Source organism: Myxococcales bacterium (genome assembly GCA_016716835.1).
GTDB lineage: Bacteria > Myxococcota_A > Polyangia > Haliangiales > Haliangiaceae > JADJUW01.
The window spans coordinates 1,720,785-1,741,025 of sequence record JADJUW010000001.1; the positions used below are offsets into that span (position 1 = coordinate 1,720,785).

Sequence of the window (20,241 nt, forward strand, 5' to 3'; positions counted from 1 at the left end):
GGCACCATGTCTCACGCAAGCTCCCTGGCGACGCCACTACCCTTTACGATTCTCACCGGTTGGCTTGGCGCGGGCAAGACAACCACGCTCAATCGCCTGCTTTCGGCGCCGCACGGCAAGCGCATCGCCGTGCTCGTCAACGAGCTCGGTCGCATCGCCATCGACGGCAAGCTGATCTTGCGTCGCGGCGGCGATATCCTCGAGCTTGCCGGCGGCTGTCTTTGTTGCAAGCTCGACATCCGCAACGACCTCTGGGATGGCATCGCCGATATTGTCACGCGGACGCGGCCCGACTATCTCGTGCTCGAGACCACGGGCATCGCCCAGCCCATGGCCATCATCGAAGGCCTCGCCGCCGTGCGCGCCGACGTCCGCGACGGCATTGCCATCGCCGGCATTATTTCCGTCGTCGATGCCGAGGTGGGTGCCGCCACGATGGCGGCCCGCGACGAGGCGCGCGAACAATTGAACGCGAGCGACCGCGTCTTGCTGACCAAGCTAGACCGCGCGAGCGAGCTGACGCTGAGCGGAGCGCGCGCCGGCATCATCGCGCACGCCCCCCACGCCGAAATCGCGAGCTTTCCCGACGACGACGCCGGCGCGATGAATCTCTGCCATTGGCTGCTGGCAACGCGGCCCTTGGCGCCCGCGGTGCGGATGAGCTTGGCGACGCATGACAACGCGCAGGCGGCAGCGACCGCAACATCGCATCGCCACCATCATGGCCAATTGCATGCCATGGTCTTTGCCGACCCGGCGCCCTTGGTCGCGGCGCATGTCCTCGAGATCCTCGCGGCACTTGGCGATTCACTCGCCCGTGTCAAAGGCTTTATCGCGCTGGCCGGCGAGCCTCGCCTTGGCTTTATTGAAAAAGCTGGCGCTTACCTCGGCATTACCTTTCCGGATCCCTCCTCTGCCGCATCCCTCGCACCCGCTCGCAGCGAATTCGTCTTGATTGGCGATTTCGACGATGCGGCAGTCATGCGCCAGCTCTACGCCTGTCGAGCGGGCGCCGATCTTAGAGCGAGCCCGTCAACGACACCCACGTCTCGGTGACGCCAAGGCTGGTCAGCCCGCGGGCGATGCCGGTTTCGATGGTCACAGGCAGGCCATACCCCCAGAGGGTGTCGAGCCTCACGGCCGCGCCAACGCCAACCCCGATGGACTCCTGCCAGGGCGGATCGCCTGGCGCCTGCAAAATCGCGCCGGCATCGACGAGCAACGCGCCGTGCAACCGCCGCACATAGACCGGCAGCGTCGCCACGCCCCGCTCAACATCGAGGAGCCGCTGGCGATACTCGGCGTTGAGCAAGTGAAATTGCTTGCCGGCCAAGGCACGTGGCTGATAGCCGCGCAGATACCCGCTGGAGCTGACCCGAGACTGATCGAGGATGGCGGCGATTAGATCTTGCTCAGGTACGGACCCAAGCGCGTACGGGGTCGCATCGCCTTGCTGCAAACGCACCGCGCCGGCGAGCCGCAGCGCCAGCGCGGGGGTCTGGCCCCACGGCAATTCCACGTACCACCGCGCCAGCCACGATACGCTCGCCGACGAGCCGTGCGAACCAACCACCGGATCCTCGACGCGAAACGCCACGCTGGCATCGGCGCCACGTTGCGGCCCGATCGTCATCCGATCGCCGCGCACGTTGCCAACGGAGCCGCGCACGCCAAGGCTGGCAACGCGCGACGCCTCGGGCACGCGCGGCGGCACCGGTGTTTGCGGATCGAGAGTTGGGCCACCACCAGCGGTCAGCCGCACCCAATCTACCGCGTAGTCAAAGCCAAGGCTCCACGAGACATAGGCGGGATTGTCAAAGGGCACCGACCATCCCGCGCGCCCGCCGACTGCTTCTTGTTCATAAGCATACGTGGCATCAAAAAATGGGACCTCGTCGCGCACGATGTGGCGCCGGCTGGCCGCGAGAAAGAATGGCAGCTTCCACACGCGGTTGTTGTACGACGCCGCCACCGAGGCGCGGCCGTCGGACAGATCGACCGTGGCGCCGAGCACGAAGGCGTGCATGCCGGCGACGTCGCTGCCGTCGGTGGCTATATTGAGCTGCTGGCTCAGATTGCCGCCGAGCACCTCCAAACGCCAATTTTGCGGCGCCAGGGTGGCGAGCGGGCGGTAGGCCGTGGGGCGACTCATCGCCACCTCGCCATCGCGCGCCAACGTCGCCTCAGGGCGGGCATCGATATATGGCGGCGCGGGCCGGAACGTCTCGGGCTGCAGCGGCAACTCGAAGACGTCGTAGCCCTCGCCAACGAAGCCCTGATAGGCGAGCTTGCCGCCGCCTGGATGCACCGTGGGCGCAAATGCTCCACCCACGACGTTGGTCACCTGCCACAGCGTGGCGTCCTCCCAACGATAGGCGTAGAGATTGTAGATGCCGCTGCGATCGCTGGCGAAGTAGATATGCGCGCCATCGGGCGACCACACCGGATCGAGGTCTTGCGCGCGATCGGCCGTGAGCTGGCGGACGATGGCACCACTTGCCACCTCCACAACATAGATATCGCGCACGCCCCCGACCTTCCACAGGCTAAAGGCGAGCCGCGTACCATCGGGCGACCATGCCGGCTTGCTCGCCACCTCGTGCGCGCCCGCGGCGAACACGATGCGCGGGTGAGGCGAGGCGCCACGGCGTTCGAGCAAGGCGATATCGGCCTGGTCGGCGCCGCCTAGGGTCACGGCGAGCTGCGTGCCATCGGGTGAAAATGCCGGGTCGCGCGCGCGCAGGCCCTTGGTCAGGCGCGTCAGCGCACCGCCGTTTACGGGCCGCGCGTGGAGGTCTTGAAAATAGTAGTCGACGTCGTGCTGGCGCGTAAGATCGAACACAAGCTCGGCGCCGCGCACATCAAAGCCGGTCACCTCATCAGCGCGCATCACCGGCGTAACCTGCGCCAAGCCGGAGCCGGGCGCGATCGTGCGCGCAAATATGCGCTGTTCGCTATAGCCGTCGGTGCCGACAAAATACAGCGTGTCACCCGCCTCGTCGTATTGAGGCTGGCCATAGAATTCGCCGTCGTCGGTTAGATTGACGCCTTCGACGAGGCCCTGGCGCCGCACGGCCTCGGCCTCCAGCGCGCTCTTGCCGGCAAGAAATCCCAGCCACTGGCGATACCACGCGCCAAAGTCGCGGCCCGTCGCGGCGACGATGCTCGTATTGAGGCCAAACGGGATGACGCCGTCCGCGTAGGCGTGGGTCATCTCGGCTAGCGCGCCGCTGCCGTGCGAGGTAAAGATGTAGTGAAGAAAATGCGCGCCGTACAGGTACGCCCCGGTGCCACGCGGAAACCGCGCGGGCGCCCCCGACAACTCGTCGAGGCGAAGCGTCCGCCCAGCCAGCGTCGCCGTGCGCAGGTACATCAGGAAGCGGCTATTGCGCATGCGTCCGGCCGAGGTGAGCCGCGACTCAAGGTAGGTCGCGATGCCCTCGATGATCCACCGCGGTGCAATTTGATTAGGGGCCCAGCGCTTGCCAAACACCGCATTGAATGCGCGCGGCAGGCCGCTCTGCATGTCGAGGTGCACGACGTGGCTGTACTCATGAGCCACCAGCAAATAAAGCCAGTCGTCGTAGTCCGCCAAATCGGAATCGGTCGTCGGCGCCGTGGCGTACACCGTGATGGCGTTGCGAGGCACGGCAAAGGCAAAACCATTGGCGCTATCGGTCTCGTCACGCACCACGATGTGGGTTCGGGCGCGCGGGCTATGGCCCAGCTCGGCGTCTACCCTTGGGCGCGCGTGCTCGGCCACGGTTGCCACGCGCCGCGCCACGGCGAGCAAGCGCGCGTCAAAGTGGATGATAAAATGCTTAGTCTCAATGGTGCGATAGTCGTGGCGGCGCGCAAACCACGATGCCAGCGGCCGCGCCGCCGCGTCGTGGGCGAGCACGCTCGCGGCCAAACTGACTAGCAGCGCGAAGATGAGGCTGGGACGCACGCTAGCTCCACTGGACGCCGAGCCGCGCTAGCTCATCGACCACCGCTTGACGCACATCCACGGCCGAGGCCAACCCAAGCACGCGGTCGCCCAGCGCCCTTAAGTCGCGCATCGCAAGCTGGCGCACGATGCTCTTGACCTCCGGAATGGCGACGCCGCTCATCGAAAGGTCGGTAAGGCCCAGCCCCAGCAAGACCGGCGCCAGCATGGGATCGCCTGCCATTTCGCCGCACAGCGTAACCGGTATGCCGCCAGCGCGCGCGGCGTCGGCGGTCATCTTAATTAGGCGCAGGATCGCGGGATGCAGCGGCTCGTATAGATACGACACCAGCTCGTTCACGCGATCGACGGCCATGGTGTACTGAATCAGATCGTTGGTGCCGATCGAGAAAAAATCGCACTCGCGCGCTAGCTGATCGGCAACCAAGACCGCGGCGGGCATCTCAACCATGATGCCCACCTTGACCGCGGGATCAAACGCTATGCCTTCAGCCGCGAGCTCGGCCTTAACGCTCGCGAGCACCGCTTTGGCGGCCCGCAACTCTTCGACCCCAGAAATCATGGGAAACATCAGGCGCGTGTTGCCGTGGCTGGTGGCGCGCAACAGGCCGCGCAACTGCTTGCGAAATTCGGGCATGCCCATGTCAGATAGACACATGCGAATCGAACGCAGCCCAAGCGCGGGGTTGGCCTCCTCCAGCGAGGCGTCGAGAAACCGCGACAGCTTGTCCGACCCAAGGTCAAAGGTACGCAAGGTCACCGGCAGGCCGCCCATGCGAGCGATGATATCTGCCGCCGACTGATAGTGATCTTCTTCGCTTGGCATCGACCCGGCGGTCATAAAAAGATATTCGGTGCGGGTCAGGCCAACCCCGCGCGCGCCATAGGCCAACGAGGCGTCGACCTCGTCGGGGCCATCAATGTTGGCAAACAGATTCACCGCCACGCCGTCCTTCGTGGTGGCTGGCAGCGTGCGATTGGAAAGCAGCGCGGCGTCGTCGGCCGCCTCCTTGCGTTGCAGCTCGCGATACACCGAAACCGTGGCCGGCGTAGGATTGATGATCACCACGCCGCTGGTGCCGTCGACGATGATCAGATCATCGGTTTCGATGAGTTCGCTCGCATCTTCGAGGCCAACGACGGCGGGAATTTCGTGCGCCCGCGCGATGATCGCAGTATGCGAGGTGCGCCCGCCGGCGTCGGTCAAGAGCCCCGCGATCGCCGATTTGTGCAGCTGCGCCGTGTCCGCCGGCGATAGGTCATAGGCCACCACCACGGCGTCAGGGTTGGGATTGATCGGGCCGACGTCGCGCCCGAGCAAGACGCGCAGCACGCGCTCGCAGACAAAATCTATGTCGCTCTTGCGCTCACGAAAATACTCGTCTTCGATCGCCTCAAAGACCACGCGCACCGCGTCGGCGGCGCGCCGCAACGCCCATTCGGCGCAAATCTTGTCGGTGCGGATAAACGACTCTGCGGCGTCGGCCAAGTGCTCATCGTGCAGCATAAGCTGATGCGCGGAGATGATGTGGTAGTCGTTCTCGGAGGCTAGCTTCTTCTTGATGGTCGCGAGCTGCTTATCCGCGGTCGCGATCGCGCGCCGCAGCCGCGCCACCTCATCTTCGCACTCGTCGTCGCTGATGTGATGCTTCGGCGTGTTGAGCGTATCTCGCCCGACCAAATAGGCGCGACCAATCCCGATGCCGGATGAAACCGCGACGCCCTCGCGGCGGATTTCGTGGCGAGATTCGTCGCGCGTGCTCATTTGTCCTCGCCAAAGCGATCGGCGACGAGTTGCGCCAAGGCCTCAACCACCTCGCGCGCTTGCGGCCCGCGCGCGCGGACGGTGATCGACGTATCCTTGGCGGCGACCAGCATGAGCACGCCCATGATGCTCTTGCCGTTGACCTCATTGCCGTCCTTACCCACCCAAACGTCACAGGGGTGCTTGCTCGCAAGCTGGACGAACTTGGTGGCCGCGCGCGCATGCAGGCCTAGCTCATTGACGATGCGCATGGTTCGCTTGACGGAGCCATCCGCGTCCACGTCGGCTTCCGCCTGCCCCGCACCCTGTTCGATATCCCCATTTGCCTTGCCCATAGTGTTTCCTTCGCGCCCTCATGCCCCTCGATCAATGTCGCGATGCCGCAGCAGGATATCCCATTGACCGCCTAGGCGGCGGCGCAATTCCTCGACAATCGCCACCGACCGGTGGCGACCACCGGTGCAGCCGATGGCGGTGGTGACGTAGAGCTTGCCCTCGCGCTGAAATTGCGGCAACGAAAACCGCAGCAGGCGCTCGATGTGGTCGACCAGCTCGGCGCCAGCCTCCGAGCCGAGCACATAGTCCGCCACCTCGCGATCGCGGCCGTCTTTTTCGGTAAGCGTTGGCTCAAAAAAGGGATTGGGGAGAAAGCGGACGTCAAAGACCAAATTGAAATCCACCGGCAAGCCGTGCTTGAAGCCAAACGAGACGAAGGTGACCGCCAGCTTGCCATCACCGCCAAAATGATCCTGAATAATCGCCTTGAGCTGGTGCGCGTTGAGATTGCTTGTGTCGACCACGATCGCCTGATCGCGCAGCGGCGCAAGCAGCTCGCGATCAAGGCGCACGCCGTGTGGCAAGTCCTCGCCCGAGAGCGGATGACGGCGCCTGGTTTCGGAGAAGCGGCGGAGCAACGCCTCTTCGCTCGCCTCGAGAAACATTACCTCGAGCCGATGGCCTTGGGCCCGCAAGCGCCCGAGCGCCAGCTCCCACTCTGGCAGGTGTCGCCGCTGGCGGCCATCAATGGCTACGGCGAGCTTGGCGAACTCGCCTTCGTTGGCGAGGCGCTCGACCAAGGCATCGACGAGTGGCAGCGGGATGTTATCGACGCAATAGAACTCGGTGTCCTCCAGCGCGCGCAACGCCGTGCTCTTGCCTGCGCCTGATAGTCCGGTGACGATGACGACCTGCATGGCTATTCCGCGGCATCGATATCGACGTGGTCGCCGCTGACGGCATGCAGGGCGTTGCGCAGTTTATCGTGAAAAATCTTGGCTGAATCGTGGTGAACCATCTTGAGCAATTGGTTGCGCGCGGCCACCTCGATGATGCTGGCCATGTTGCGGCCTGGTCGTACCGGCAGGCGCAAGCTTGGAATTTGCACGGTCAATAAATCGAGGTAGGTGACATCGACGCCGAGGCGCTCGTAATCTTCCTGATCGTCCCACTCGACGAGTTCGACCACGAGCTCGATTTTTTTGTTTTCGCGGACCGCGTTGACGCCAAACAAGTCCTTGATGTTGATGATGCCGATGCCGCGGATCTCCATGTGGTGGCGAATAAGCGGCGCGCCCGCGCCAATCACGACGGCGCCTTTTTGTCGCAGCGCCACCACATCGTCGGCGACGAGCCGGTGGCCGCGCATCACCAGATCCAGCGCGGTTTCGCTTTTGCCGATGCCGCTCTTGCCAAGCAGCAAGACGCCGAGCCCCAGGACGTCCACCAGCACGCCGTGGATCGCGCTCTGCACCGCCATCTCGTCTTGCAGCCACCACGAAACGCGCGCGATGAAATCGGCGGTGGCAAGCGCAGACACGAGCAGCGGCACCTCGTTGCGTTCGCAAGCGACTTGCAGCTGAGCCGGTGGCACCAGCCCGCGGCACACCACGACGCAGGCGGGCTGGCTGGCGAGAATCGTCTCGATGCCGCGCTCGCGGGCCTCGTCGGCCTGGGCGGCCATATACTCAATTTCGGTGCCGCCGATGATGAGCACGCGCGCGTCATGCAATTGCTCGGGCCAGCCGGTCAGCGCAAGGCCGGGCTTTTGGATCCGCGGCGCCGAGATCTGCCGACCCAAGCCCCCGGTACCCGCGACGACTTGCAGGCCGAGTTCTACGTCGGTGGCGAGAAGGCGTTCAACGGCGATGCTGCGATCCATGGGCCCTTTAGTGCTTGGCATCCTCTTCGGCGATCACCTGATACATGGCGGCGGCATCCGGCGCGTGGCGCAGGCGCAGGCGAAACGCCTCGTCTTTAAAGACGCGGCTAATCCGCGCCACGGCCTTTAGATGGGCCGTCGTCGACGTTTCGGGGGCGATGAGCACGAAAAAAAGATAGGTCGGCTGCCCGTCGACCGAATCAAAGTCGACGCCTGCCGGCGCGCGCCCGAGGCAGGCGACGACGTCGTGGACATTGCGCAGCTTGCCGTGCGGGATCGCCACGCCGTCGCCGATCGCGGTCGAACCGAGCTGCTCGCGCTCCGACAAGACCCGCCAAAGCGTCTCCTCATCGACGGTCGGCGCCACCTTCGCCACGCAACGCGCAAGCTCGCGCAGGATCTCCGGTTTTGTCACGGAGGCAAGCGCGGGCACGATCGTGTCGCGGCGTATGAGGTCGACAATTTTCATGCCGCCCGAACGCTACCATCGAACGATCGGGGCATAGCCCTGCGGTCACCTAAAATCCGGCAAAAAACGCGGGCGCCGGAGCGGGTCGCGCTAAGCGACCTGAGGCGTTGGGCCGTCGGCGGGTATGGTGCCGCGGGTTCGATGCTCCTGCTGCTTGCCTTTCTTGGTGCGAACCTGGCGTTCGACCTTGGCAATGACGAGATCAATCGCCGAATACATATTTTCGGTAACCTCGTTGGCGCTGATGGCGTCGCCGTTGTGCATCGTAAAGGTGACATCAACGCGGTGCAGATGGCGCTCGGTACTCAGCACGACATGGCAGCCGATCGGGTCTGGCAGATACTTGCGCACGCGGTCCATGCGTTCCCGCGCGTAGGTTTTTAGCGCTTCGGTGGAGTTCATGTGACGAAACGTAACGGAAAATTGCATACGGTCCTCCATTGGTTTGGTGCGACGACGTGCGCCGAGCAAAATGTTTCGCTGTCGTAACACGCCGTGCGTAACTTCAGCGTAGCGCCTTGAGATGGGTGTCACTACCTAAAAGTCGCTATCAGTTACAATTTAAGTCGGCGACCTTTGTCGCACCCCGGGCAGCGCGGTTTAACTGGCTAGAAATGCAACGGGGCACCGCGTCACGACGTGCGACAATGGCGCACGTCAAATTTTACTAGGTCGCTGGCAATTGCGCGCCCGGGTAGTAAACTACAGCCCTTCCCCGCGCTAGAAAACGCGCTTGCGCTGCGATGACGACGGTTTGCCGAGCTGTTCGCGGTATTTGGCCACCGTCCGGCGCGCGATGTCGATGCCGGCCTTTTTAAGCAGCTCGACCAGCTTCTGGTCCGAGTGCGGCTTCTTAGGATCTTCGCCTTCGATGAGATGTGAGAGCTTATTCTTGACCGCGGCGGCCGCGACGTCTTCGCCGTTGGTACGCGCGATGCCCGAGCTGAAGAAGAATTTGAGCTCGAAGATCCCCTGCGGCGTGTGCACATATTTGTTGGTGGTCACCCGCGACACGGTTGATTCGTGCATGCCGATGTCATCGGCGATGTCGCGCAAGATGAGGGGCTTGAGGTGCGTGACACCGTGCTCGAAAAACTCGCGCTGAAATTTTAGAATTGCCTCGGCGACGCGGACGATGGTGCGCTGGCGCTGCTGAATCGAGCGAATGAGCCATTGCGCGGCGCGAAGCCGGTCGGCGACGTAGTCCTTCGACGCCTGCGTGTTGCCCAGCGCGGCCTTGTAAAAGCCGGAGATCTTCAGCTTGGGCAAGCCGTCGTCATTGGGCACAACAAAGTATTTATCGCCCACCTTGTGGATGTAGACATCCGGCGTGACGTAGTGGGTATCATCGCTTGAATATTCGCGCCCTGGCCGCGGGTTGAACTCCAAGATCACTTTGGCGGCCTCGTAGATTTCATCGAGCGGTTGCTTGAGGTCCCTGGCAATGGCCGGGTAGTTCTTGCGCTCAAGGTTGCCCATGTGCGACTTGATCATCTTGACGACGATCTCGTCATCTTGGCCGATGTGGATGGCTTGGATCAGCAGGCACTCCGCCAAACTGCGCGCGGCTACGCCAACCGGCTCAAACGTCTGCAACGTCTCGAGCACCTTTTCGGCGGTATCGAGGTCGATGCCATGCTCGCTCGCGAGCTCATGCAGCGGTGGATCTTTGAAGTAGCCGTCGCCGTCGATATTGCCGATGATCGCGACGCCTAGCTCTTTTTCGGCGTCGCTTAGCGGCGACATCTTGAGCTGCCAGGCGAGATGGTCATACAGCGACGGCGGCTTGGTAAGCGTTGCCTCCAGCGAAGGCATCTCGTCGGAGTCAAAGCGAATCCCCGGACCCGATGAAGGCCCGCTTTGGTAGTCGTCGAGATATGACTCCCAGTCGACTTCATTGACGGCCGTCGCGTCACCCTTTACCTCTAGCGTCGCGCCGGAGTCGGCCTCCATCGGCGTTTCGGTGTTGCCGGCGCGCTCGACGTGCTCAAGCGAGCCCTCGGCGAGCCCGTCCGCGTCGCGTGCGCGCGTGTTTTCATCGTCAAAGTCGTCAGAGAGGATTGGGTTTTCGAGCAGCTCGTCTTGCAACATGTCGGCCATTTCGGCGCGCGACAATTGCAGCAGGCGAATAGCCTGCTGTAGCTGCGGTGTCATCACCAGCTGTTGCGAGAGCCTCAGTTCTTGCCGCAGTTCTAAACCCATGCCAACTCCCTCGATGCCCTGCGAGCGCTGCCGCTATGCAAGGGTAATACCAGTTTAGGTGGCGCCAATAGCGACTGTAAAGGTGGGAGCGTCAGCTCATTGCTCAAGCCGGCTCAAAACGATGTGTGACATTGCGCTACACCTACGTTGGCGCGGGGAATTTTTTTCGACCTCGTTTCGAACAATCCCAATCATCTAGCCGATCGGTTTCGTAGGCGACGCAACGTACACGGAGCCGGGCACGCGCGATTTATATAGTGGCGCACGACAGTTGCGGTGCCCTCGGCTTGCACCACATGATGGGGTCGTAACGCATACCCAGTACGCCGTGTTTACGCCGTCTGGCAACTGCGCGGTTTCACCCAAACCATCCTCGCCTGAGCCAACCGACATCGATTCGAGCTTGTACGAAAACGAAGGCGCGCTTGTCATCGACTTCAAAACAACGTCGGGCCACGAGGTCGGTCGTGCCACCCTCCGCCTGCCTGTCACCAGTGATGCAGCGTGGACCTTCAACGAGACCCCTTAAAGGAGGGGCCATTTGTCGCCAGGCTGGACAACCGGTAGTTCGAGTTTCCAGCTAGTTGAGCGCGCCCCGCACCGGCACGAGATTTGCTCCATTAGGCGCCATGCGCCACAAAATGAAGCTCCATCTGCTAGTCGTGTTTGGGCTGTATGCCAGCGCGGCCGACGGTGTCCTCCAAGCGGCGCATGCCAACGGCCCCGCCAAGGCGGTGAGAACAAGAGCGCAAAAGAACTCTTCAAAGTTCTTGGATGTTTCGCTTAGCTCGCAGCCTTACAGGGTAGAGACCCGCACCAAGGTCATGGGTCGCAAAGAGCGCACGAGCATAACAACTGCCGGTGATGGCAAAAAAACAACCACAACCTTCCAACCTCCAGTTGGCGTTTCACCAATCAAGGGGATCCTAAAAGATTTGTTTGGTGGCGGCGATCAAGGCTTCGCCACGCGCACAATCGATAGTGGCAAGGTCTCTTTGTACGAAGCGGTGATTCCGGGGATCAACTTATTGACCTCCATTGAGACGTCGACGGGTGCGACGGTGACCAAGAAAGAGTCAAAGCGCTGGTCGCTCCGAGGCCGGCTCACGGAGCTTGATGTGACATACACAAAAGCCAATGGACAGACCTTAACCCACGAGATTAAGAGCTCGAGCGAACCTGGCAGCGTCAACGGCACCTCGACGCGCCGTAAGCTGGTGAAGCCGCTCGGCCGCAGCGTGATGCTGACCGTGACGAAACATGACCACGGCGACACGCAGTACCAACTAACCGCCAAAGGCGCCTTCCTCACGGCGACGGTGTCTGCCGACGGAAAAATAACGGGCATGAAGTCTAACCTGCACCTCTATCCCGCGAGCTCGATTAAACCCGCGCTTGAGAAGCTCGTCGCCAGCCTGAAGCAATCACCGGCACGACAAGAGCTCGCGACCGTCGCCGAGACCATGCTGTCAACGATCAAATAGGCCAATTGGCGAAAAGGAAGTGAAGGGACCGATGCTGTCGCCGCGCTTGCTTAACCGAACTGCGGCGTTGGCCGGTGCGTCAAGCGCGCTCATTTTCGTCGCCGCGGCATTAACTGGGTGTTTCATGGACCTCGATGAGACGTCGTTAGCTGACGATCAAGGCGACAACAAAAATGGCGGCGCACCGACCAAAGCCCATCCCGCCGTCGGGCAACTCACCTCGCTATTTAGCGAATGCTCCGCCGTGCTCATCGCGCCGTCATATGTGCTGAGCGCGGCGCATTGCTATCGAGCGGCTGGTTCCTTTGTCGTTGAGTCAGCGGACGGCACGCGTTTCACTCGCAGCGTCGTCGACTCAGAAATGCACCCAAGTTATGTGCCCGACGTAGAGACAATTCCAAATTTCCAATTCGACGTTATGGTACTTGAGCTCGACGCACCCCTGAGTGACATTGCCGTGATGCCCCTCGCCGTGGGCAATCCCCAACCAAAGGACACGGTCGAAATCGTGGGCTATGGCATCACCTCGGCAGGCGGCCTAGATGCCGGCATCAAGCGCCAGAAAGCGGTCATCGTTGAGAGCGTGGATGAGCATGTGATTCACATCGAGCCGTCCGCGCCCGGTATCACCGACGGATGCCAAGGCGATTCCGGAGGCGCCTTGCTGAGGGAGGAAGAAGGCAAGACCGTTCAAGTAGGCATCATTTCGTATGTGTATGCCGGTTGTACCTCGACCCATGCCGTCTCGATCCCGAGCTGGCGACCGTGGATTGATGAAACCGTGGCATTGCTGGCCGCGCGGACAAAGTAGCGAAATTTTGCGACGGGCCTTTTGAGCCTATTTCCTAGCCCGCAGCGCCGCCCAGGACGCACGGGCCTCTGCGCTGGCATTGTCCCACGACCACTGCTTCATGTCTTCTAACCATTGCAGGCGCTGCTCTATGGTGGCCGTCGCAAAGCGCGCCATTTGCTCGGCCGATACTTCATAGGTGAAGCCTGGCAAGTCATCGGCCTTTTCGTGAGTTGGTTTGGTCGTCATGGTAGCAGCCGTTTGAGATGGGCGATATCGGCAAGATCTTGCCGGCGACCTGCCCGCTCTTTAAGTCTAATAAGATCGGGAATGGTTGCAACATAAATCCCCCCGGCAAGCGCGGTGGCGCGCGCCACGACGCCACTTGGGTCCAGCGATGGCGCTGTGAGCACATCGACTTCGCGCAGCGGGTTTGCTGGGTCAACAAAGGTAGCGGCGATTAGGTTGCGCTCATCCTCCCACGCTGTTGCGGTCGAGGCATCAGCCGCATCCTCCAAACGAATCGGCAGGCGCGACATCAACCCGAGCGTCTTCATGGCCGCGGCGCAGGCCGCGAGATTGGTGGCCGACATCTCGACCATGATGTCGATATCATAGGTCATTCGCGGGATGCCATGCAGGTTCACGGCAACGCCGCCGACGACGCAGTAGCGGACGTCAGCCGCGGCTAGCGCGTCGAATAACTGCTTGGCAAACACGCGTCATGATAGCGCATTTTCGGCGTCGATGGCGTCGCTGCGATGCGGGCACGCATATCGCGTTACAATTGTATTTAACCTGCGGATCAGCGGCTCAAAAAGCCTGGGCCATTTCCAAACGCGCCCCCGCCGCGACCACCGCCACCGCCGCCGAGCGAAAACGGCAGCGGGATGCGAAACCCCAAGGCCCAGGTCGTGTCGCGTGTGCCAGATAAATTCCAACTCACTTCAGAAACCAACCCAAACGTCGACGCGGGTGCAACTAGGATGAGGGATGCTCTATTTGAGGAGCGCCAGGGCGCCATCGCAAACGCCAACTGATAGTGGAAGACCGGGCTCGTCTTGATGGTGTGGCTGGCGAGCTTCATCCAGCGATGATGGCCATACGTAAGCCCAAGCCACGCCCGACAATCTGATTCGGTCACATCGCAGTCGGCGCCCACGTTGACCCAAGCAAGCCTGCGCTGGGAGATGTTGCTCGTCGCGGCGCCGCGCGCCATGACGCGAAAGGCGAGGAAGCCGCCAAACGTAGCGCCGTGGTCTGTGCCCGAACCGTGCAGCTCGGGCCCGGCAGTGTATTGAAAGTAAGGCGCCAACGTCGCCGGCCGATCGCCAACGACTAGGTCAAATCCTATCCAATCGCTATACGAGCGCTCCGGATGGTCGGGAAACACGTTATGGGTATGGTTGTCGGGAGGCCCGGAAGACAACTCTACATACGATCCACCCTCGGTGGGCGTCACCTCGGCCTCGAACTCGACGCGGTAGCCCGGATTGTATTTGCTGACGCCGCGAATAGCGACCTTGTTCCCCTTCACGCCCGCGTAGTAGCCGCGCGCCTTACTCTCCTCCACGACGAGCCTTTGAGCCTCGGCGACCGGCGCCTCAATTTTTACGGCACGGCGATAGCTACACCCGCCAAGCGCGATCAGCGCGAAACCGACCCTCACGACCCAGTGAGCCTCCTTGCTCTGTTCGCCGCGCATCCTAGCGCCCACCCTTGCCCATTTCGCTAAACAAGTCACTGCCGTTGCACGTAACTCTTGGTTCGTCAGGCTGGCTAAGGACCCGTGCCAGGGGCAGTTTAACGGAGACGTTTTTTGCTGCCGAGGGCTTCACGCCTTATGCCATGGCAAAAGTCGGCAAGGCGCCAAACCAGGGCTAGTCTTGCAAAGGTATTGATACCTTTAGTGCCCGGAGTTCCCTCGGCCCTGCTGCTTCTACGGCTCGCATTGCGGCACGCGCCGCCTGGCGACACGTCGCCTGCGCGCGAAACCAAACGTGAGAGGTTGATGGGTTGAACTCGACGTGCTGACGCGAGCACGTTTCGTTTTTCCTACATAACGTCACCTGTGGCGTCTCAGCTCCAAAGTAGATCTTGGTCGCTTCGAAGCCGACGGGACTAAACGTCATGGCACTGCCAAAATTATTGGGGCCCCAGAGAGTAAAGCTTGAGCTATCGATATCGTCGAGGCCACTGACGCCGTACGCGTAGACCTTCTCACCAAATGCATCACTGCTAGCGAGCACATTGTCGGTTAACCCGTACTTCTCGCAGACAAATTGTGGCTTGCCAGCCTGGCTCATGTGGGATTCAACGAGCCACCAAATTGGTTTCTTAAGTAACTTGCGCATGGGGACGAGCACGACCGGACGTAACGCCTGACTCTGTTCGCCGCGGCCGATGGAAGGCACCGACTCTTGATCGTGTTGTGGATAGCATCCCATGGGGTCACCAAATACGCGTTCGATGTCGCTGGTCCATCCGGAAATTTCGAAGCCGCGCTGGTACGACGTTAGCCTTACCTCGTGGTCTTTTCGTTCGACGATGACCGCCGGACCGCATGATACATCTATGCCGCCTTCTCCGTAGGCGTGCGCTCTTACGTCCCGCTTTGGGTGCAGCACCGCTCGCCCTGGTGGGAATTGATAAGGCGCCAGCGCCACGGGCACCGCACGTAGGGCCTCGGTATCGATCCAAATCTGTAGCGGAACCATGCTGGTCCCATTTGCGCCACGGACCCTGGTCATAAACATATCCGTGCTCACCACCGACCTCGCGCCATCGCGCTTGATCAATGTTACTTGAGCGCCAGGGAAAACACGGCCCAGCGTCACCTCCCAACTGCCATCATCCGCGCGCTGAATGAGCGGACGCTCGGAGGTGACGAATAGCTGCACCGGCACCTCACTGGGCGGCTCGGCGCCAAGTCGCGCAAGAGGAGCAAGGCCGACCATCAAGAATGCCAGGAACCAGCTAAGCCACCTAGCCAAATGCAGACCCATGCGACGCATGACACCATCGCCGGGTGGTGGTTCCCTAAATGCGCGGCCCAAACGTCTCATCGTGGGGCGTCGCACGCGTCGGCGGGCGACTCAACTTGCGGCGGCGACGCGGTCGGCGGAGGCTTTGACAAGGCGAGCAAACAGCGGATGCGGCGCAGTGGGGCGCGATTTGAATCCGGGGTGACGTTGCGGACGACGAAGTGCTGATGCTGCGGGCGTCCGGCATTTACCCACCCACGGAAAAGGCCGGACCGGATTGTCCGCGGGCAGCGAGGTGACGGGCGTCACGCTGCGCGATTTCAGTTGCAAAATATACTATTCTGATACATATTTACTAGCGTGATCATTAGTTTCAAAAATGCGGGATCTGCCGACATTTGGGCAGGCAAGCGCGTCAAAAGACTTGAGGCCATCGCGACGTTAGCCCGTAAGAAACTATTGATGATCGATGCCGCGGGAGAGCTGGCTGACTTGCGCATACCACCGGGAAATAGGCTGGAAGCCTTGGTGGGCGATCGCGCGGGCCAGCATTCAATTCGCATCAACGACCAGTATCGTATTTGCTTTATTTGGGACCAAGCTAAGAGAGGAGCAGTCAATGTCGAAATCGTCGACTATCACTAGGCCGGCATACGGAGGCCCGGCTATTCACCCCGGGGTCATTCTCACGGAGGAGTTTTTGCTGCCCATGGGCGTCACGCCTTATGCCATGGCAAAAGCCATCGGCAAGGCGCCCAACTACGTGACGCTCATAGCCAACGGCAAACGGAACATCACCGTGGAATCTGCGCTGCTGTTTGGCAAGTTCTTCGGGATGACGCCGGATTTCTGGCTCAATCTCCAGCGCCTCCACGATCTGCGGCGAGCACTCGCTGACAAGCGGGTTACGGCCGCGCTGGGCAAGGTCGTCGCCGCGACGTCCAAGAAGTTTGCGCCCGCAAAGCCCGGGCGCAGGCCAAGTGCGCTCAAGGCGGCGTAGCAATGGACATGCGCGGCGGCGCCCTCGAGCAGGGCTAAGCGTGGCAACTGGGGTCGTGTGTCATCACAAGGCATGCAGACGAGCCAACAAATGCGTTCGGCTGTCGCTGGAATCCGCCAGGACCATCAGCGGATCTGTCGCGATATTAGTTAGTTATGACTATCCGTGCAGAATGGAAGGGACATCTGCAAGCCGATAGTGTTGGCACCATCTTTGCTAATTAACTACAAAATGAAGCAATTAACCTTTGGCATTGCACTGACATTAGTGGTCGGGGCCTTCGTGCACTCTGAGACGGCAGCGGACAAACTAAAAATCGCGCCCGTCAAAACGGCAGCCAAACGCCCCGTTTCCGCGAAGCAATTTAAAACAAAAGTTTTAAAAGCGCTCCCCGACAGACTCGAAGTCATAGAACGGTTGGAAACCGATCCGAGAGTGTATATCGGCCCAACCGATCGCGGTGGGCTCGCAGGATCACTTTGGCAAATCGATGGAGGCTTAACCGTACACAGCAAAGATACGAATGCTCCTGTGCAAAGAAGAGAATTTTACGCATTACATGATGTGGACACTCGCACCAGCAGCGTCACGCTCACAAAACGGAGGACTCTAGCCGTTGCCGCCCGCGACTGGGAGCAACCGCCGGAAAGCAATGAGGGCACAATAAATAATCATCTGCACCCAAGGCTGATGCGGTCCCATTCGACCGAGACAGAGGCAATACTTAGAAAAGACAACTTCGGCCAGACCAAGCGATTCGCACAGAGCCGACGCCATTTTAGCCGCATAGGGGACTTAGTAGTCGAAATTCACGATGATACCTCGTTGATCGAAGTCGACGATGCCGAAGGCACCGTTGCCAAGCGAGTCACCTGGTTTGCAATATCGCAACCCACGTATGATGTGAATATGATGGTAGAAGAAGATGAGACCCCATCGGCGGGGTACGAGCCGGCATCAGGAAAGTTGTGGGTTGATTTTCGCAAGGTCAGCGGCCAAGACCTCGAAAAGTTCATAAAGAAACTCGAGACCCTGGGCACCGACAGCCGCCTGAGTCGTTATTCGCTGGCGATTTCTAAACTAACCCACTTGGCGCGGCGCCAGGCTCAGGGAAAACTAACCGATAGCGATGTAGCGCCGGTGTTTGATCTCATAAAATAGAGGCGTCCGTATAAAGCGGCAGACAATTACGGCACGCGCGGCCCCGGCATCCTTTCGCGGGCCTCTCCATGCCTCGGCACGCGGCTCAATGCGCCGTGGCGACGCGGAAGGCGCGTAGGTTGGACAGTCGCGCCGTCGGCCGGCATGAGCCTCGGTGTGCTCAAGCAAACCGTTAGCGGTGCGCATCCACGGCGAGCAGGCCTACCGGCAGGTGGCGCATCGTTTCTTCCGCGAGCATAGATTGCAGGGCGGTGTTTGGTGGCACCGACGGATGTGGATACCACAGCCGTCTCGCACGACCCCGAAGGGTCGCTATCTGCGAGCAGGAAGACACGTGCGCCCACCTGCCGGTCCACTACGAACACGCCAGCGCGCACTACCCTACCGGCAGGTGGCGCATCGTTTCTTCCGCGAGCATAGATTGCAGGGCGGTGTTCGTGGCACCGACGGATGTGGATACCACAGCCGTCTCGCTTCGCCCGGGAGGGTCGCTATCTGCGAGCAGGAAGATACGTGCGCCCACCTGCCGGTCCTCCATCTATCTGCGATCAGGAAGACACGTGCGCCCACCTGCCGGTCACCGCGAACACGCCGCGCCTGCGCGAGAGACCTTATTTGGCAGCAACGACGCGGTCGGCGGAGGCTTTAACGAAGCGGGCGAACAGCGGATGTGGCGCCGTGGGGCGCGATTTGAATTCGGGGTGAAATTGGCAGGCGACGAAGTGCGGGTGCTGCGGCAGCTCGACCATTTCCACGAGGCGGCCATCTGGCGAGAGGCCCGAGAGCACCATGCCGTGGCGCTCGAGCGCGTCGCGGTAGTTGTTGTTGACTTCCCAGCGGTGGCGATGGCGCTCGGAAATTTCGCTCGTGCCGTAAATATCGGCGGCCTTGCTGCCGGCCTTGAGCACGCAGGGATAGGCGCCGAGGCGCATGGTCGCGCCCTTGTCGGCAAGGCCGCGTTGGTCGTGCATGATGTCGACCACGGGATGCGGCGTTTGCGGTGCCATCTCGGTAGAGTTGGCGCCGGCGAGGCCGCATACGTTGCGCGCGAACTCGACCACGGCCATTTGCATGCCGAGGCAAATGCCAAAAAATGGGATCTTGTTTTCGCGAGCGTACTGCACGGCCAAGATCTTGCCCTCGGTGCCGCGCGAGCCAAAGCCCGGGGCGACCAAGATACCGTCGACGTCTTTTAGGATGGCGGCCGCACCTTCGGTCTCGATGAGCTCGGAGTCCAGGTGCCGAATATCCACCTTGCATTCGTGGAAGATGCCGGCGTGAATCAGCGCCTCATTGAGGCTCTTGTACGATTCGACCAGCTGCACGTACTTGCCGACAAAGCCAATGCGCACCGTGCGCTTGGGATTGTGCACTCGCCGCACGACTTCTTCCCATGGCCCCAGCTGCGACGCGCGCGTCCAGATATTGAGCAGCTTGCACAGCTTGTCGTCGAGCCCTTGCTGCGCAAAGAGCAGCGGCAATTGATAGACCGTGTCGACGTCGATCGACTCGAACACCGCGTCGGCCGAGACGTTGCAGAACATGGCGAGCTTGCGCGTGAGGTCTTCCTTGAGCTTGGTGCCGCAGCGGCAAACCAAGATGTCGGCGACGATGCCGATCTCGCGTAGCTTTTGCACCGAGTGCTGGGTGGGCTTGGTCTTGAATTCGCCCGCCGCGGCGATGTAAGGCACCAGCGTGACGTGGACCGAGACGGTGTTCTGAAAGCCGAGTTCGACGCGAAGTTGACGCACGGCCTCGAGAAACGGCAGCGACTCGATATCGCCGACCGTGCCGCCGATTTCGACGATGAGAATGTCGAGGCCTTCGGCGCAGCGCAGCACGCGCGACTTGATTTCATCGGTGATGTGCGGAATGACCTGCACCGTCGAGCCGAGGTATTCGCCGCGGCGCTCCTTGCCGATGACCGTGCTGTAAACCTGCCCGGTCGTGATGTTGTTGAGCCGCGACATGCGCGCCGAGACGAAACGTTCGTAGTGGCCAAGGTCGAGATCGGTTTCGGCGCCGTCGTCGGTGACAAACACCTCGCCGTGCTGCGTTGGATTCATCGTGCCCGGATCGACGTTGATGTACGGATCCAGCTTCATGTTGGCGACGCGCAAACCGCGATTTTCCATCAGGGCGCCAATGGTGGCCGAGACCATCCCCTTGCCCAACGATGACACCACCCCGCCTGTCACAAATACGAACTTGGTTTGATTCGCCATAGGTCGGAAGCAAGCTCTACCGGCCTCGCGCAGCGCGTGCAAGCGCGATCGACG

At 61.3% G+C, this 20,241-nt stretch carries 20 protein-coding genes; 7 read left to right on the forward strand and 13 right to left on the reverse strand.

The features are described 5' to 3' along the window. The first annotated feature begins 6 nt into the window (after positions 1-6). Positions 7-1,056, forward strand: coding sequence for a GTP-binding protein (locus tag IPL79_07600; protein MBK9070846.1), 1,050 nt, complete (start codon positions 7-9; stop codon positions 1,054-1,056). On the opposite strand, the gene IPL79_07605 is transcribed toward IPL79_07600, so the two are convergent. From IPL79_07605 to rpoN, 8 genes are all read right to left on the reverse strand, one after another. Next, positions 1,019-3,949, reverse strand: a complete 2,931-nt coding sequence (locus tag IPL79_07605; GenBank protein MBK9070847.1) for a PD40 domain-containing protein — start codon at positions 3,947-3,949, stop codon at positions 1,019-1,021. The two genes, IPL79_07600 and IPL79_07605, sit on opposite strands and share 38 nt — an antisense overlap. Before the next feature lies 1 nt (position 3,950). Next, the gene (gene ptsP, locus IPL79_07610; protein MBK9070848.1) at positions 3,951-5,714 is read right to left on the reverse strand and encodes a phosphoenolpyruvate--protein phosphotransferase; all 1,764 of its coding nucleotides are present in this window, start codon (positions 5,712-5,714) and stop codon (positions 3,951-3,953) included. Further along, positions 5,711-6,049, reverse strand: coding sequence for an HPr family phosphocarrier protein (locus IPL79_07615; protein MBK9070849.1), 339 nt, complete (start codon positions 6,047-6,049; stop codon positions 5,711-5,713). Before IPL79_07615 ends, ptsP begins: the two co-directional genes overlap by 4 nt. Before the next feature lie 18 nt (positions 6,050-6,067). Then, positions 6,068-6,907, reverse strand: a complete 840-nt coding sequence (gene rapZ / locus IPL79_07620) for an RNase adapter RapZ (GenBank protein ID MBK9070850.1) — start codon at positions 6,905-6,907, stop codon at positions 6,068-6,070. 2 nt (positions 6,908-6,909) lie between these two features. Next, on the reverse strand, positions 6,910-7,872 hold the full coding sequence (gene hprK / locus IPL79_07625) for an HPr(Ser) kinase/phosphatase (GenBank protein MBK9070851.1): 963 nt from the start codon (positions 7,870-7,872) through the stop codon (positions 6,910-6,912). 7 nt (positions 7,873-7,879) lie between these two features. Continuing rightward, positions 7,880-8,341: a PTS sugar transporter subunit IIA gene (locus tag IPL79_07630; GenBank protein MBK9070852.1), complete on the reverse strand. Its 462-nt coding sequence runs from the start codon at positions 8,339-8,341 to the stop codon at positions 7,880-7,882. A 90-nt stretch (positions 8,342-8,431) separates the two neighbouring features. Continuing rightward, complete coding sequence (gene raiA / locus IPL79_07635) at positions 8,432-8,770, reverse strand: ribosome-associated translation inhibitor RaiA (protein ID MBK9070853.1); 339 nt, start codon at positions 8,768-8,770, stop codon at positions 8,432-8,434. A 291-nt stretch (positions 8,771-9,061) separates the two neighbouring features. Further along, a complete protein-coding gene (rpoN, locus tag IPL79_07640) occupies positions 9,062-10,543 on the reverse strand; it encodes an RNA polymerase factor sigma-54 (protein ID MBK9070854.1) in 1,482 nt (493 codons plus the stop codon). A gap of 328 nt (positions 10,544-10,871) precedes the next feature. Between rpoN and IPL79_07645 the strand changes: the two genes are divergently transcribed. From IPL79_07645 to IPL79_07655, 3 genes are all read left to right on the forward strand, one after another. Next, the gene (locus tag IPL79_07645) at positions 10,872-11,072 is read left to right on the forward strand and encodes a hypothetical protein (GenBank protein ID MBK9070855.1); all 201 of its coding nucleotides are present in this window, start codon (positions 10,872-10,874) and stop codon (positions 11,070-11,072) included. A 295-nt stretch (positions 11,073-11,367) separates the two neighbouring features. Continuing rightward, positions 11,368-12,027, forward strand: a complete 660-nt coding sequence (locus IPL79_07650; protein ID MBK9070856.1) for a hypothetical protein — start codon at positions 11,368-11,370, stop codon at positions 12,025-12,027. A 19-nt stretch (positions 12,028-12,046) separates the two neighbouring features. Beyond that, positions 12,047-12,838 carry a trypsin-like serine protease gene (locus tag IPL79_07655; GenBank protein MBK9070857.1) on the forward strand — a complete coding sequence of 264 codons (792 nt, stop codon included), beginning with the start codon at positions 12,047-12,049 and terminating at the stop codon, positions 12,836-12,838. A 27-nt stretch (positions 12,839-12,865) separates the two neighbouring features. On the opposite strand, the gene IPL79_07660 is transcribed toward IPL79_07655, so the two are convergent. From IPL79_07660 to IPL79_07675, 4 genes are all read right to left on the reverse strand, one after another. Beyond that, positions 12,866-13,066, reverse strand: coding sequence for a hypothetical protein (locus IPL79_07660; GenBank protein ID MBK9070858.1), 201 nt, complete (start codon positions 13,064-13,066; stop codon positions 12,866-12,868). Then, positions 13,063-13,536 carry a hypothetical protein gene (locus IPL79_07665; GenBank protein MBK9070859.1) on the reverse strand — a complete coding sequence of 158 codons (474 nt, stop codon included), beginning with the start codon at positions 13,534-13,536 and terminating at the stop codon, positions 13,063-13,065. Before IPL79_07665 ends, IPL79_07660 begins: the two co-directional genes overlap by 4 nt. A gap of 86 nt (positions 13,537-13,622) precedes the next feature. Continuing rightward, positions 13,623-14,486, reverse strand: a complete 864-nt coding sequence (locus IPL79_07670; protein ID MBK9070860.1) for a hypothetical protein — start codon at positions 14,484-14,486, stop codon at positions 13,623-13,625. Positions 14,487-14,697: 211 nt separating this feature from the next. Beyond that, a complete protein-coding gene (locus IPL79_07675; protein MBK9070861.1) occupies positions 14,698-15,822 on the reverse strand; it encodes a hypothetical protein in 1,125 nt (374 codons plus the stop codon). Between the two features lie 339 nt (positions 15,823-16,161). Between IPL79_07675 and IPL79_07680 the strand changes: the two genes are divergently transcribed. The 3 genes from IPL79_07680 (at position 16,162) to IPL79_07690 (ending at position 17,962) form a co-directional block, all read left to right on the forward strand. Then, on the forward strand, positions 16,162-16,446 hold the full coding sequence (locus tag IPL79_07680; protein MBK9070862.1) for a type II toxin-antitoxin system RelE/ParE family toxin: 285 nt from the start codon (positions 16,162-16,164) through the stop codon (positions 16,444-16,446). Further along, on the forward strand, positions 16,421-16,801 hold the full coding sequence (locus IPL79_07685) for a HigA family addiction module antidote protein (protein ID MBK9070863.1): 381 nt from the start codon (positions 16,421-16,423) through the stop codon (positions 16,799-16,801). Before IPL79_07680 ends, IPL79_07685 begins: the two co-directional genes overlap by 26 nt. Before the next feature lie 231 nt (positions 16,802-17,032). Beyond that, positions 17,033-17,962, forward strand: coding sequence for a hypothetical protein (locus tag IPL79_07690; GenBank protein MBK9070864.1), 930 nt, complete (start codon positions 17,033-17,035; stop codon positions 17,960-17,962). A 611-nt stretch (positions 17,963-18,573) separates the two neighbouring features. On the opposite strand, the gene IPL79_07695 is transcribed toward IPL79_07690, so the two are convergent. After that, complete coding sequence (locus IPL79_07695; GenBank protein ID MBK9070865.1) at positions 18,574-20,187, reverse strand: CTP synthase; 1,614 nt, start codon at positions 20,185-20,187, stop codon at positions 18,574-18,576. Positions 20,188-20,241: the final 54 nt, after the last annotated feature.